Source organism: Glutamicibacter protophormiae (assembly GCF_014647495.1).
GTDB lineage: Bacteria > Actinomycetota > Actinomycetes > Actinomycetales > Micrococcaceae > Glutamicibacter > Glutamicibacter protophormiae.
In genome coordinates this window covers 79,065-92,596 of the sequence record NZ_BMPH01000011.1, presented here as the reverse complement: position 1 = coordinate 92,596, position 13,532 = coordinate 79,065, and the positions used below count along the sequence as shown (strand labels likewise).

The 13,532-nt window shown below is 66.7% G+C and carries 12 protein-coding genes; 9 read left to right on the top strand and 3 right to left on the bottom strand.

The window, feature by feature from the left end; translation table 11 throughout:
* Positions 1-861, top strand: a complete 861-nt coding sequence (locus IEY43_RS13230; RefSeq protein WP_188949048.1) for a 3-hydroxyacyl-CoA dehydrogenase family protein — start codon at positions 1-3, stop codon at positions 859-861.
* Positions 862-943: 82 nt separating this feature from the next.
* On the opposite strand, the gene IEY43_RS13225 is transcribed toward IEY43_RS13230, so the two are convergent.
* Complete coding sequence (locus IEY43_RS13225) at positions 944-1,378, bottom strand: pyridoxamine 5'-phosphate oxidase family protein (RefSeq protein WP_188949047.1); 435 nt, start codon at positions 1,376-1,378, stop codon at positions 944-946.
* A 95-nt stretch (positions 1,379-1,473) separates the two neighbouring features.
* Between IEY43_RS13225 and IEY43_RS13220 the strand changes: the two genes are divergently transcribed.
* The 3 genes from IEY43_RS13220 (at position 1,474) to IEY43_RS13210 (ending at position 3,959) form a co-directional block, all read left to right on the top strand.
* Entirely contained in the window at positions 1,474-2,559 is a 1,086-nt protein-coding gene (locus IEY43_RS13220; RefSeq protein ID WP_188949046.1) for an App1 family protein phosphatidate phosphatase, read from the top strand.
* Positions 2,556-3,023 carry an acyl-CoA thioesterase gene (locus IEY43_RS13215; RefSeq protein WP_188949045.1) on the top strand — a complete coding sequence of 156 codons (468 nt, stop codon included), beginning with the start codon at positions 2,556-2,558 and terminating at the stop codon, positions 3,021-3,023. Before IEY43_RS13220 ends, IEY43_RS13215 begins: the two co-directional genes overlap by 4 nt.
* A 63-nt stretch (positions 3,024-3,086) precedes the next feature.
* The gene (locus IEY43_RS13210; RefSeq protein ID WP_308425065.1) at positions 3,087-3,959 is read left to right on the top strand and encodes a siderophore-interacting protein; all 873 of its coding nucleotides are present in this window, start codon (positions 3,087-3,089) and stop codon (positions 3,957-3,959) included.
* A 358-nt stretch (positions 3,960-4,317) separates the two neighbouring features.
* Here IEY43_RS13210 and IEY43_RS13205 read toward each other — a convergent pair whose 3' ends face one another.
* Entirely contained in the window at positions 4,318-4,914 is a 597-nt protein-coding gene (locus IEY43_RS13205; protein ID WP_188949044.1) for a DNA-3-methyladenine glycosylase I, read from the bottom strand.
* Positions 4,915-4,994: 80 nt separating this feature from the next.
* On the opposite strand from IEY43_RS13205, the gene IEY43_RS13200 reads away from it, so the two are divergent.
* The 5 genes from IEY43_RS13200 (at position 4,995) to IEY43_RS13180 (ending at position 10,119) form a co-directional block, all read left to right on the top strand.
* Positions 4,995-5,366, top strand: coding sequence for an ArsR/SmtB family transcription factor (locus IEY43_RS13200; protein ID WP_188949043.1), 372 nt, complete (start codon positions 4,995-4,997; stop codon positions 5,364-5,366).
* A 4-nt stretch (positions 5,367-5,370) separates the two neighbouring features.
* Positions 5,371-6,297 carry a cation diffusion facilitator family transporter gene (locus IEY43_RS13195; RefSeq protein WP_188949042.1) on the top strand — a complete coding sequence of 309 codons (927 nt, stop codon included), beginning with the start codon at positions 5,371-5,373 and terminating at the stop codon, positions 6,295-6,297.
* Positions 6,298-6,425: 128 nt separating this feature from the next.
* The gene (locus IEY43_RS13190) at positions 6,426-7,175 is read left to right on the top strand and encodes an ABC transporter ATP-binding protein (RefSeq protein ID WP_188949041.1); all 750 of its coding nucleotides are present in this window, start codon (positions 6,426-6,428) and stop codon (positions 7,173-7,175) included.
* 3 nt (positions 7,176-7,178) lie between these two features.
* A complete protein-coding gene (locus IEY43_RS13185; protein WP_188949040.1) occupies positions 7,179-9,686 on the top strand; it encodes an ABC transporter permease in 2,508 nt (835 codons plus the stop codon).
* Positions 9,687-9,774: 88 nt separating this feature from the next.
* On the top strand, positions 9,775-10,119 hold the full coding sequence (locus IEY43_RS13180; RefSeq protein ID WP_188949039.1) for a DUF6176 family protein: 345 nt from the start codon (positions 9,775-9,777) through the stop codon (positions 10,117-10,119).
* Positions 10,120-10,205: 86 nt separating this feature from the next.
* Here IEY43_RS13180 and IEY43_RS13175 read toward each other — a convergent pair whose 3' ends face one another.
* On the bottom strand, positions 10,206-13,529 hold the full coding sequence (locus IEY43_RS13175) for an ATP-binding protein (protein ID WP_188949038.1): 3,324 nt from the start codon (positions 13,527-13,529) through the stop codon (positions 10,206-10,208).
* Positions 13,530-13,532: the final 3 nt, after the last annotated feature.

Genomic DNA, 13,532 nt, shown 5'->3' with positions numbered 1-13,532 from the left:
ATGACGATCGAACGCATTCTGGTAATTGGCGCAGGGACCATGGGACGGCAAATCGCCATGAGTTGTGCGCTGGGAGGCTACGCGACCATCCTGCAGGACATTTCCGCGCAGGCACTGGCCGCCGCCCGCACGGAGCTGGAGGGCTGGGCCGCCTCCCGCGTGGCCAAGGGCAAGCTGAGCCAGGATGAGGCCGATCGGGCGCTGGGCCTGCTGACCCAGTCGACCGACCTCGCCAGCTCCGCCGCGCAGGCGGATCTGGTCATCGAAGCCGCGGTGGAGCGCTTGGACATCAAGGAGCAGATTTTCGCCCAGCTAGGCCAGGCCGCACCGGCCCACGCCATCCTGGCGACCAACTCCTCGACCCTGCCGTCCTCGCGCATCGCCGCGGCCAGCGGACGCCCGGAACTGGTGTGCAACATGCACTTCTTCAATCCTGCCCTGGTCATGAAGTGCGTGGAGGTCGTGCGCAACGAGCAGACCAGCGACGCCACCGTGCAGGCGGTCACCGAGGTCGCCAAACGCCTGGCCAAGCAGCCGGTGCTGGTGAACAAGGAGATCCCGGGCTTCATCGCCAATCGCATGATGGGCGCCATCAACCGCGAGGCGCTGGACCTGGCGGCGGCCGGAGTGGCGAGCATCGAGGATATCGACACCACCGCCCGCACCGCGCTGGGCCACCCGATGGGCCCATTCGAGCTGATGGACCTGGTGGGCCTGGACGTGGTGGACTTCATCGCCAAGGCCACGTTCGACGAGACCGGGCGCCAGGAGGACAAGCCCCACGCCTTGATCGTGGAGAAGGTCCAGGCCGGCAAGCTGGGCCGCAAGAGCGGCGAGGGCTTCTACCCGTACAACGGCTGAGCCGTCCGCCGTTTCGGGCAGACACAGGACCCGCAGCGCCAACCGGTGCTGCGGGTCCCGCGCCTTAAACGACTTCTGGAGCCTACTGGCCGACCTCGGGCTGCTCGCCGAGCTGGAAATGGCGACCGGAGATCGAGCGGACGTGGATGCGGATCCAGAAGTCCTTCTGCGTCGGGACCCAGGGGCTCACGCCGCTTTCGCGGGCTTCCTGGATGTCGGCCTCGTGCTCGAGCACCTCGGCGGTGCCGTGCACCACGACTGACCATGCCTCGTCGGCGAGGATTCCGTCGGCTTCGAAAGCGATCTTGTCGTTGATGGTCATGGAAGCGAGCTTGTTGCCCGGCGCGGTGCGCAGGAAGAGCTTGCCCTTGTGAACCCCGTAGTTGACCGGGACGATATCGACATCACCTGCGACGGAGGTGGCAACGCGACCGTGCGAGGTATGAGCCAGAAGTTCCCAGGACTGCTCCTCGTTCAGGACGAGGACCGGATGGTTGTTGTCGTGGTCGTATTTCATACTCTGATCTTTCTACGTAAAGTAGAAAACTGCAAGGTCTGCGACACATTGTGATTGGTCAGGGCAGCCGACCGAAGCCATGAAAGACTTGGAGCATGAGTCACGTTGCAAGCGACGGAGTTGCGCGCCATGTCGCCTCCCGGTTCGAGGACGGCTACCACCGCTGGAGGGTCCGCAACGCGGAGCGCAAGGGCTTGGGGCCGGTCATCCTGCCCTACCTCGGTTACGGCTACGCCAGCAGCGCCGGCGGCTGGATCCGCGTGCTCGCGCGGGTTGTGCTCGCCAAGCCCGGCGCCTTCGAAGACGGCCACCACCAGGCGCAGGTCATCGCCGACGGCATCCGCGGTTTCCGGAATTTCATGTCCCCGATCCTGCCGGGCGGCAAGGTCGCCATCGAGGTGGCCGGCCGGCGCTTCGAAGTGCAGGCGGACCGCGGCGGGGTCATCGACGCGAAACTCGCGGTGGATTTGGACCCCGGATGGCACGAGGTCGCGCTGCGCGCCCACGACGGCGATGACGCAAGCGCGAAAATCCTGGTCATCAGCGAGGACCAGCGCTTCGGCGTGATCAGCGACGTGGACGACACCGTGGTGGTCACCGCGCTGCCACGCCCGCTGCTGGCCGCCTGGAACTCCTTTGTGCTCTCCGAACACGCGCGCGTGGCAACCCCGGGCATGGCGGTGATGATGCAGCACATCCTCAAACAGCATCCGCACAGCCCCACCATCTACCTGTCCACCGGCGCGTGGAACGTCGCGCAGACGCTGCAGCGCTTCATGTCGCGCAACCTCTACCCGCGCGGACCGCTGCTGCTGACCGACTGGGGACCGACCGACCGGGCCTGGTTCCGCAGCGGCCAGCAGCACAAGGTCGACCAGCTGCGCCGGCTGGCCGAGGAATTCCCCCATATCGCCTGGGTGCTGATCGGGGATGACGGCCAGCACGACCCGGCGATCTACGCCGAGTTCGCCCGCCGCTATCCGGAGCATGTACGGGCCATTGTGATCCGCCAGCTCACCCCGTCCGAAGCGGTGCTGGCCGGCGGCCGCTCCCAGGAGCTGTGGCGGAGCACTCCGGGGATCCCCTGGGTCTACGAGCCCGACGGCGCACGGATCCTCCAGGGGCTGGCCCGGCTGGGGCTGGTCGATGTTGATACCGAATTCCAGGAGGATGAATCATGAGCGGTGCACCGTTGCGGGTACAGGTTCCCATGCGCTGGGGCGACATGGATGCCTATGGGCACGTGAACAACGTGAACCTGATCAGGCTCATGGAAGAGGCGCGCATCGCCGGGTTCGGCGTGCCGGGAGGTACCGGGGCGCCGGGCATGGAACCGAAGGCCGACATCTTCTCCGCGGTGCCCGCGGGGGTGCAGATCCTGGTGGTCGAGCACCGGGTGCGGTATGCGCGGCCGCTGGAATACCGCAACGTCCCGGTGAACGTGGATTTGTGGGTCGCCAACATCAAGCCGGCCAGCTTCGAGATCTGCTATGAATTCCGCGATCCCGTCGAGGACCATCTCTGCGTCAAGGCCGCCACCACCCTGGCCTATTTCGATCCGGCGGTCGGCCGTGTCCAACGCTTGAGCGACGCCGAGCGCCGGGGGCTGGCGGTATTCGAAGGGGCGCCGACCTTCGCAAAGTAGTGAGCCCGGCTTGGGTGAATTAGGATTGAGTTATCTAGTCTTATTCAGATAGGAAGTGCTACCGTGGCCAATCCCCAAGCCGAACGCCCACAGGGTGGCGGGCGCGCAGCCCGTCCGCAGACCGTACTGCAGGTCATGCAGCGCGAGCAGATTGCTCCGCACCTGGTACGCCTGACCCTCGGCGGTCCGGGCTTCGAGACCTTCGTCGACAAGCCGGTGACCGACCGCTACATCAAGTTCCTGTTCGCCAAGCCGGAGCTCGGCCTGACTCCTCCCTATGACATGGAGGAGCTGCGCGGGAAGCTGGAAATGCAGGACCTTCCGGTGCGGCGCACCTACACCGTGCGCAACAGCGACGCGGAGGAGGGGACCATCCAGGTGGATTTTGTGGTCCACGGAGATGAGGGGCTGGCCGGCCCATGGGCCCGCGATGCCCAGATCGGCGACACCGTCTGCTTCTCCGGACCCGGCGGACTGTACTACCCGAAGGAAGAATTCGACTTCCACTTCCTGGTCGGCGACGAGACCGCCATCCCGGCCATCGCCGCCGCGCTGGAATCCATGTCAGAGCACATGCGCGGCGTTGCGATCATCGAGGTTTCCGCCGCCGAGGACGAGATGGAGCTCAAGGCTCCGGCCGGTGTGGAGATCCGCTGGGTCCACCGCAACGGAGCCTTCACGCCCGAGAACACCAAGCTGGAGTCCGTGGTGCGCGGCTACCCGTGGCCCGAAGGCAGGGTGCAGGTCTTCTCCCATGGGGAGCGCGAAGTGACCAAGAAGCTGCGCGGCTACTTCTACAATGAGCGCGGTGTGGACCGCCGCGACATGTCGCTCTCCGCCTACTGGGCTTTCGGCCGCGCGGAAGACGACTTCCAAGCCGAGAAGCGCAGCCCGGTCGGCCAGATCTTCGAGGAAGCCCCGCTGCAAAGAAGTTAGAGCTACCTAAGTTAATTTTTATTAAATTAGCATCTAAGGGTTGACGTTATTACCTGCCGTCGGGTTATGCTTATTCCAGAGCTTCTCCCGTGTGTGGTCGGGAGAAGCTGCAAACTTGACCGATGCGAATCGGCTAGTTCACCGCGAGCCAGGAAATGCTCATCCTGCTCTGGTGGTCGGCTTGGCCGGCTTGAAATAAGGGGAATAGGGAAGCGGTTGACCTGCTCAGTCAGCCGAGTCGCAGAAAAATGAGACCTGCCGGGATCGCACACCCTGGCAGGTCTCATTTTTATGCCGTTGCGGCCGACGCCGCGCGGCGCCCGGTCTGATCGGCCCGGCCTCCTCGGCGGAGGAAAGCCTACTGGGGCCAGATCCCGGAGCTGCCACGGCGATGGGATCCGAGCAAGTGGGTATCGACCATCCCCACGGCCTCCATGAGGGCGAACATGGTGGTCGGCCCCACGAACTTGAAGCCGCGCTTCTTCAATTCCTTGGCCAGCTGCTTGGACTCTTCGCTCTGCGTGGGAATCTCCGACATGGTGCGCGGTCTGGGGGTTTGCCCCGGCTGGTGCGACCAGATGAGCTGCGCCAGCCCGCCCTCGTCGCGCAGGGCAAGGGTCGCCTGCGCGTTGGCGATCGTGGCGCGGATCTTCAAGCGGTTGCGCACGATACGGGGATCCTCGATGAGCCGCTCGAAATCCGTTTCGGAAAACAAGGCGACCTTTTCCGGGTCGAACTGCGCGAAGGCGTCGCGGAACGCCTCGCGCTTGGACAGGATGATCGCCCAGGATAAGCCCGACTGGAAGCACTCCAGGCTCAGCCGCTCGAAGAGCCCGGTCTCGTCGGTGATCGGCATGCCCCATTCGGTGTCGTAGTACCGGCGCAGCATCTCGTTGCTCGAAGCCCACAGCGGCCGGGCCAGCCCGTCATCGCCAATGATCAGGTCGTTGCTCATTCCTCCATCTTGCCATTGGCGGATGACGCCAGGATTAAGCGACCCTGTTGTGCGGCGACCGGAAATGCTATCATCGCCATATGGCGATAATAGAGTCACGGATCGATGCAACGGAAGAGGCCCAGCAGCGCCTGCAGCTCGCGGCACTGTTCCATGCCTTGGCCGACCCCACGCGGCTGCTGATCCTGGAACACCTGAAGACCGGCGAGCACAAGGTCAAGGACCTCACCGAGCATCTGGGCCTGGCCCAGAGCACCGTCAGCGCGCATCTGTCCTGCCTGAAGGACAGCGACCTGGTCAGCGTCCGCAGCCAGGGCCGCGCGAGCCTGTACTCCCTGAACCATGCCCAGGACCTGGCCGCCGTGCAGGACCAGGCCCTGCGCCTGGGCCGGCCGGCCAACCAGAACCACCGATGGCATGAAGGCCATCCGATCGCGGACGGCGAGGCGTAGCAGCATGGGCCACGACCATTCGCACGGGCATTCGCACGACCATTCGGAGACCAACCGGACCCGACTGGCCTGGGCGCTGGGAATCACCGCCAGCATCCTGGTCGCCGAGGTCATCGGGGCGATCACTACCAATTCGCTGGCGCTGCTGGTGGACGCCGCGCACATGCTCACCGACACCGCTGGCCTGCTGATGGCCCTGACGGCGGCGAACCTGATCCTGCGCAAGCCCACCACGAAACGGACCTGGGGCTTCCGCCGCGCCGAGGTGCTCTCCGCCACCCTGCAGTCTGCCCTGCTGCTGGCCGTGGGCATCTACGCGGCGGTGGACGCCATCCAGCGGCTCTTCGACCCGCCCGAGGTCCAGCCCACCGGCCTGCTGGTCTTCGGCATCATCGGCCTGGCCGGGAACATCGCCTCGATGCTGATCATCGCCGGGGGACGCGGCCACAACTTGAACATGCGCGCGGCCTTCCTGGAAGTCGTCAACGACGCCCTGGGCTCCGTTGCCGTCATCGTGGCCGCCGTGGTCATCGCGCTGACCGGCTGGATGCGCGCCGACTCCGTGGCGGCCCTGCTCATCAGCGCGCTGATCGTGCCCCGCGCCGTCGCCCTGCTGAAGGAAACCACCCACATCCTGCTGGAATCCACCCCGCGCGGCTTGGACCTGAACGCCGTGCGCACCCACCTGGAGGGGCAAGCGGGCGTGTTGGCGGTGCACGACCTGCACGCCAGCCAGATCGCCTCCAACCTTCCGGTGCTCACCGCGCACGTGGTGGTCAAGGACGAGATGTTTGACGCGGATGCGGCCGGGGGACTGCTGCGCAATCTGCAGCAGTGCGTGGCCGCGCATTTCGAGGTCAGCATCGAGCACTCGACCTTCCAGATCGAGCCGGAATCGCACCAGCGCACCGAGCACCACCCGGACTGCTGAACGGCCCGATGCGCCACCGCGGGACCAGCGGTGGCGGCCGCGGCTCATACTCAGGTATGAGCCGCGGCCCGGCAAGACCGGCCTGTCGGCCGATACGGGTTTCTCTTGGGGTTTTATAGTCTTGGAACATGACATCTGAAACTCTGCCCCTTACCGAATACGCGGTCTCAGCCCGAGGTCTGACCAAGAGCTACGGACACGACAGCACCCGCGTGGAAGCGCTGCGGACAGTAGACGTCGCCTTTGCCCGTTCCCGTTTCACCGCCATCATGGGCCCCTCGGGTTCCGGCAAGTCCACCCTGATGCACTGCCTGGCCGGGCTGGACACCGCGGACGCCGGGGAGATCATCATCGGCGGCCGCGACCTGATGACCCTGAACGACGACGAACTGACCATGATGCGCCGCGAACAGATCGGCTTCGTGTTCCAGTCCTTCAACCTGGTCCCGACCATCAACGCCAAGGACAACATCCTGCTGCCGCTGTCGCTGGCCGGCAAGAGCCACGACCGCGAATGGTTCAACACCGTCATCGACGCGCTGGGCCTGCGCGACCGTCTGAGCCACAAGCCGCACGAGCTCTCCGGCGGACAGCAGCAGCGCGTCGCCGTGGCGCGCGCACTGCTCACCCGTCCCGAGGTCGTGTTCGGCGACGAGCCCACCGGAAACCTGGACTCCCGCACCGGCGCCGAGGTGCTCTCGCTGATGCGCACCTCGACCCGCGAAATGGGGCAGACCATCATCATGGTCACCCACGACCCGGCCGCCGCCTCCTACGCGGACACCGTGCTGCTGATGAAGGACGGCAGCATCGTGGGCCAGCTGGAAAACCCGACCGTCGCCACCGTGACCGAGGCCCTGGCCTCGCTGGCGGAGTAGTCCATGCTGCACGTAGCCCTCGCCAACATCAAGACCTATGCACGGCGCTATATCGCCGTGATCCTCGCGGTCGCCATCGGCACCGCCTTCCTCGCGGCCACCCTGGCCGTGAACACCTCGACCCGCGCCACCTTGAAGAACTCGCTGGGCGACACCTACAAGAACGCGGACCTGGTCGCCTTCCAGGACTGGGAGCTGGCCCCGGACGACCCTGACTTCAAATACACGGAACTGGGCCTGAAGCAGGTCCAGCAGATCCGCGAGCTTCCCCAGATCTCCACCGCCTACGGCACGGCCTTCGTCTCCGGCGAGCTGCGCACCGCGGACGACGGCTACGGCGTAATGCTGCAGCCGGTATCAGCCGAGCAGAACCTGGGCGGCATGGAACTGCTGGAAGGCCGCGCCCCGCTGAACTCCAACGAAATCATCCTCGACGACGAGCATGCCCAGAAGATGCTGGTCTCGGTGGGGGACACCGTCGGGCTGACCGGAGCGGACTCCGCGACGCGGGACGTCAAGGTGGTGGGCATCCAGCGCACCAGCACGGACCCGATGCTGTCAGGTTATGCGCTGGTGGGCATGCAGGAATCGGCGTGGGAAAAATCCGCCGGGGAATCGGCCCAGTTCCAGAACATCGTGATCGATGCCAGGGACTCGGTGCCCGCCGCGCAGCAGGCGCTGGCCGCCTACCTCGCCGAGCACCGGATGATCGACGTGTCGGTGATGACCGCGGATGAAAAGGTCATCAATGATGTCGCCATGCTGACCGACGGCACCGACCAGCTGACCATCGTGCTGCTGGTCTTCGCCCTGGTCGCCCTGGTGGTCACGGGACTGGTTGTGGTCAACACGTTCAACGTGGTGATCGCCCAGCGCACCCGCGAGCTGGCGCTGCTGCGCACCCTGGGCGCCAAGCGCCAGCAGATCCGCAGCTCCGTGCTGATCGAAGCCCTGGTGATCGGCGTGGTCGCGTCGCTGCTCGGGGTGGCGCTGGCCGTCGCACTGATGGCCGGCCTGATCCAGCTGGTGCACGTCATGGTGCCGAGCATGTCCTACGCGACGCTGGCGCTGAATACCACGGGACTGGTGGTTCCGGTGGTGGTCGGCATCCTGATGACCGTCATCGCCGCCAGCCTGCCGGCCCGGCGCGCCATGAAGCTCGCCCCGCTGGCGGCGCTGCGCCCGTTCGACGCCGCCAGCGTGAAGAACCGCGCCGGCAAGCTGCGCATCGTCTTCGGCATCCTGCTGACCCTGGCCGGCGGAGGCCTGCTGGCCTGGGGCGCCATCGCCGGCTCGCTGCCTATCGCCTTCGGCGGCGGGCTGCTCTCCTTCCCGGGCATCCTGATGCTCGCCTCGCTGTTCGTCCCGGCCAGCGTCTTCGGCATCGGCAAGCTGGTGGCCGGACGTTCGGTGGCCGGCAAGCTCGCCGCCTTGAACGCGGTGCGCAACCCTGGCCGCACCACCGCCACCGCCACGGCCCTGCTGATCGGCGTCACCCTGGTCTCCATGATCATGGTCGGCGGCCAGACCGCCAAGGCCAGCCTGAACAACTCCATTGCCGGCGAGTATCCGGTGGACCTGACCGTCTCCCTGTATGAACGCGCGGTCAACGAGGCCAAGACCCAGGACCTCGCCCGGGAGCTGGGCTCGCTGGACGGCATCGAGGAAACTTCGACCTTCCTTGCAGGATCCGTGGAAACCAAGGGTGGGGACAACGAAGGCGGGTTCTCGCTGATGGGTGTCGACCCGCAGACCTTCTCCAAGGTTGTGCTGGACCAGAACATCGTGCCCGAAGACGGGCAGATCATCCGCTTCAACACCGGTGGAGAAGAACAGCCCAAGAAGCTGACTGTCGGCGGCAGGGAACTGGACGTCAAGGTGTCCTCCGCCTCGCTGTTCCAGGACCTGGTCACCAAGGACACCTTGGAATCGTTGAAGACCGGGGACGCGGCGGACGAATACGCCGGCGTGCTGATCAAGGTCGCCCCGGACCTGTCCAACTCCGAAATCACCGCACTGGTGGAGCAGATCGCCGACGTGGCCAACGTCGAGTCCTACATGGTCAGCGGGGGTGTGGTGGAGAACGCCATGTTCTCCCAGGTGATCGACGTGCTGCTGGCCATCGTGTCAGCCTTGCTGGCCGTGGCGGTGCTGATCGCGCTGATCGGCGTGGCCAACACGCTCAGCCTCTCGGTGCTCGAACGCACCCGCGAGAACTCGCTGCTGCGGGCCCTGGGCCTGAAGAAGAAGCAGCTGCGGGCCATGCTGGCCCAGGAAGCCGTGCTGATCGGCGGCGTGGCGGCCCTGCTGGGACTGGTGCTCGGCGTGGTCTACGGACTGCTTGGCGCCCACGCCACGCTCTCCGCGATCGGCGAGATGTCCTACGAGATCCCGTGGCTGCAGCTGGCCCTGGTGCTGGTGGTCAGCATCGTGGCCGCGCTGCTGGCCTCGGTGACCCCGGGACGCCGTGCCGCGAAGCTCTCCCCGGTCCAGGGGCTGGCTACCGAGTAGCCCGGCGCTTCGCGACAGGAAGGCAGACGCCCGGGTTCGATGATTTCACGTCATCGGACCCGGGCGTTGCTCGCATACCGTTGGTTCTATGAACATCGAGCTGATGCGTTTTCGCGTGAAACCAGGCAAAACCGAACGAGTCGACCAATGGCTGCAGTTCCTGAACTCCAATATGCCAGCGGTTCTGGAAACCCTGGAGGGGGAGCGGATGTACGTCGAGACGATTTTCAGCGAGACGCTGGACGGGGCGCAATACCTGTACTGGTACAGCATCCAGGGCCGCGGCGGCACCGAGGTCCGCGACTCGGTGCACTGGATCGACCGCAAGCACCTGGAGTACTGGGACGAATGCATCGATCCCGAGTTCACCCCGCAGACGCTGGCCACGCGGGTGAGCATGATCCCGCAGCGCATCCTGGAACAGATGCAGTAGCCGCGCCGAAGGCAGGCAAGAGCCCGCAGGACGCTCCGCCGGATGCGTGGCTCAGCGTCCTGCGGGCCATGCATGGCGCCGCGCAGCTAGCGCAGCGTGATGGTGGTGGCCATGGCCGGGGAACGGCCGGTGGTGACGAAGCCCGAGACGCTGGATCCCGGGTGCTTGATGATGTCGGTGATGGAGCCCAGATGGCGGCTCAAATCGATCTTGTCCTCCGGGGCCGCCAGCACCAGATGGAAACCGAACTCCTGCAGCGCGCGGATGCCCGCCGCGGCATATTCGGAGTTGGCCTGGATGAACGCCTCGTCGATCATCACCGTGCCGAAGGACGTGAACCCGGCGGTGGCGAACCCCAGCTGGTAGGCCAGCGCGGCGCCCATGATGAACGAGGTGAAGCGCTGCCCCTCGCCGCCGGAGAGGGTGCCCGGCTCCAGCCCGGTCTCCACCTCGCCGTTCGGCTTGTGCTCATTGCAGCTGATGAGAACGTGCTGGCGCACGTCCAGCACCGTGGAACGCCAGGCCGACAGGCCTGGCTCGCTCAGCGCCGAGACCAGTGCCTCCAGCGCCTGGTAGGAGCTGGCCAGCGTGCCCTCGTCCTTGGTGGTGTAGGCGTCCTGCAGGGCGTTCTTCAGGTCCTTGCGGAAGGCGGCGGCCTCAACCGGGATGGAGCTTTCCACCTCCAGACGCAGCAGCGAGCCGTGCTCGAAGGCGACCTCGCCCAGGATCTGGTTCAGCGGCTTGATGCGCTCGGAAATCATCCGGCGTTCCTCGTCGAGCAGCTGCAGCAGGTCGCTGAAGCGCTCGTAGGAGCGGTTGGCGAAGTATTCGCGGAACTGCGCCTCGTGGTGCGGCAGGCCGTCGGCGACGATCTGCTGGTGCAGCCGGGCATAGTGCTCCGCGGCCTCGGGGGAGGTGCCGTGGGTCTGGGCATGGGAGCCGCCGAATTCGCGGGCGAAACGGCGGAAGGTCTCGCTCAGCGCGCCGCCGAGTTCCTGGCGCCGCGCGGTCAGCTCGCTCAGCTGGCTCGCCAGCTGCAGCTTGACCTCGGCAAAGGCGTTGGAAATCTCCTCGGAGGCGGGGCAGTTGCCGGTGCTAACGGTTTCCAGCAACCCGCCGAGCAGCTCATGGCCGCGCAGCGCCGCCGGGACCCGCTCCAGCCAGTCGCCGTCGTCCGCCGGGCCGGAAGCCATGACCTTCTCGGCTCGCTCGATCTGCAGGCCCAGTTCGCCGACGCGGGAGCGGACCAGCGCCAGGTCCCCGACCAGCTGCTCGGCCTCGGCCTTGGCGGCCTCGATCTGCGTGCGGACCCGGGAGGAATCGCCGGAAAGCGCCAGCGCGTCGCCCAGCTTCTGCTCGCTGCGGCGCAGGGCTTCCAGCGCGGGGGCGGCATCCAGCTGCGCGAAGCTGCGTTCGTCGTTGATCAGCGCACCGAGCAGCTGCGCCTTGGCCAGCACCTTGGTTTTGGCCGCGCTGCGGTCATCCGCGGCGTTCTTGGCGTCCTGCACCTTGATCTCAAGGCGCGCGGCCTTGGACTGCAGCTCGGAGATCTTCGCTTCGTTGGTGAAGCCCAGCAGGTACTCGGACGCCGGCAGGGTGCGGGTGTCGCGCTCGAAGATGCCGGTGCCGGTCTTGATGGTGCCGGACGGGGTAATGGCCTTGGGGTGGATGTGCATGGCCGCGTCGTTCTCCACGCAGGCCAGCGGGTAGTCAGCGGTGATCTTGGCGCGCAGCCAGGCGCCAGCCTCGCCCGGGGCGAAGTCCAGCTTGGTGACCAGGTCCGCCGGTCCGGCTTCCGCCTCGCGCGGGGCCAGCGAGATGTCCGCCCAACGCACCCGGCCCAGCCCGTCGAGCTTGTCGATGGCGTGGGTGACCTGGGCCAGGAACTCGCCGGGCACCAGGATCGTGCGGGCCACCGAATGCAGCGCCTTTTCCGCGGCCAGGCGCCACATGGCGCAGTCGGCGGAGACGTCCATCAGCTCGCCGGCGAAGGGCAGCTGCTCCTCGCGCAGCGAGCAGGCCGAGGCGATGGCGCGCCGGGCCGCGACCGAGCGGTCGTCGATGTTGGTGCTGCGGCGCTGGTAGGAGCGGATCTGCTCGGCCAGGGTGTCGGCGCGCTTGCGCAGGTTGACCAGCGAGGCCATGGCCTCGTATTCCACGGTCTGCGCGTCCTTGGTGATGGAGTCCAGCTGCTGCAGGGTGCGGGCTGCATTGGCGCGCAGCTCGTCCAGCCCGGTGGCGCTGAATTCGAAGGCCAGCCCGGCCTGGTCGGCCTGCTCCTGCAGGGCGCGCAGCACGCGTTCCTTCTCGCTCAGCGCCTTGCGGGCGGAGTCCGCCTCGCGCTCCAGCAGCATCAACGAGGCAGATCCGGCCGCATCATGCGCGGCCTCCAGCGACTGCAGCTGGTCATCGAGCTTGGCCTTGCGTTCGCCCAGCGCGGCCTGCTTGGCCGTGAGTTCCGCATGCTCGGCGCGGTGCGCCGCCAGGTCGTTGCGCAGCACCAGCTGGCGCACCTGCGTTTCGAGCTGCGCCAGCTCGGTCTCCAGCAGCTGGCGGGTGCCATCGATCTGCCCGGCCAGCGATCGGTAGGCGCGGTCCTGCTCCGGCACGGCGGCCAGCACGTCGCGCTGGGCGCGGGCGGTGTCCAGCTGCCGGTAGATGCCGCGCAGGTGGGCGAAGTCCTCCACCGCGGCGGCGGCGGCCTTGAGCGTGGCCGGTTCCTCCAGCACTTCGTGGCGGAAGAACTGGTTCACCCCCTTGGCCAGGCCCTTGCCGTTCTGCAGGGTGCGCAGCAGGGCGAAGGCCTTGTCGCTTTCCACGCCCAGACGGCGGCGCAGCCGGTCGATGAACGCCTTGTGGGTGTCGAAGGCTTCGGTCGGGGCCAGCGTCTTGGACAGCGAGGAGACAGTGAAGCGGCGCGGGCCGTGGTTCTCCAGCTGCGCGATGTCCAGTCCGCCCTCGCACAAGAGGTAGTGCTTGGACACCTGGCCTTCCAGCCCGGCATCCGGCAGGTCGAAGACCGCGCCGGCGCTGACGGTGTTGCCCATGCCGTCCTGGTAGCTGAGCAGCACGGCGCTCCAGGTGGCCCCGGGGCGCTGGAACACGGTGCCGGCGCTGGTCTTGAACTTGCGTCCGCGCATGTAGGAATAGGTGGTGCGGCGGTCCTCTCGGGTGGCCGCGTCGTTGGCGGACTCGTTCAGCCGCGGGCTGGCGAAGAACACGTGGCCCATGGCGTCGAAGAGCGTGGACTTGCCCACGCCGGGGTGGCCGGTGACCAGCGTTCCGGCGCGGTCCACCGCCAGGTCGTGCAGCCCGTGGAAGGTTCCCCAGTTCACCAGCTGGACACGCGAGAGCCGGTGCTGGCCGGGGTTGATCTCGCCGCCCAGCGGCAGCGTCATTTCAATGCTCATCGG

Bases quoted from the DNA above. Each gene is read 5' to 3' on its own strand.
- IEY43_RS13230 (WP_188949048.1), top strand. From the start codon at position 1: ATGACGATCGAACGCATTCTGGTAATTGGCGCAGGGACCATGGGACGG.
- IEY43_RS13225 (WP_188949047.1), bottom strand. From the start codon at position 1,378: ATGAAATACGACCACGACAACAACCATCCGGTCCTCGTCCTGAACGAG.
- IEY43_RS13220 (WP_188949046.1), top strand. From the start codon at position 1,474: ATGAGTCACGTTGCAAGCGACGGAGTTGCGCGCCATGTCGCCTCCCGG.
- IEY43_RS13215 (WP_188949045.1), top strand. From the start codon at position 2,556: ATGAGCGGTGCACCGTTGCGGGTACAGGTTCCCATGCGCTGGGGCGAC.
- IEY43_RS13205 (WP_188949044.1), bottom strand. From the start codon at position 4,914: ATGAGCAACGACCTGATCATTGGCGATGACGGGCTGGCCCGGCCGCTG.
- IEY43_RS13200 (WP_188949043.1), top strand. From the start codon at position 4,995: ATGGCGATAATAGAGTCACGGATCGATGCAACGGAAGAGGCCCAGCAG.
- IEY43_RS13195 (WP_188949042.1), top strand. From the start codon at position 5,371: ATGGGCCACGACCATTCGCACGGGCATTCGCACGACCATTCGGAGACC.
- IEY43_RS13190 (WP_188949041.1), top strand. From the start codon at position 6,426: ATGACATCTGAAACTCTGCCCCTTACCGAATACGCGGTCTCAGCCCGA.
- IEY43_RS13185 (WP_188949040.1), top strand. From the start codon at position 7,179: ATGCTGCACGTAGCCCTCGCCAACATCAAGACCTATGCACGGCGCTAT.
- IEY43_RS13180 (WP_188949039.1), top strand. From the start codon at position 9,775: ATGAACATCGAGCTGATGCGTTTTCGCGTGAAACCAGGCAAAACCGAA.
- IEY43_RS13175 (WP_188949038.1), bottom strand. From the start codon at position 13,529: ATGAGCATTGAAATGACGCTGCCGCTGGGCGGCGAGATCAACCCCGGC.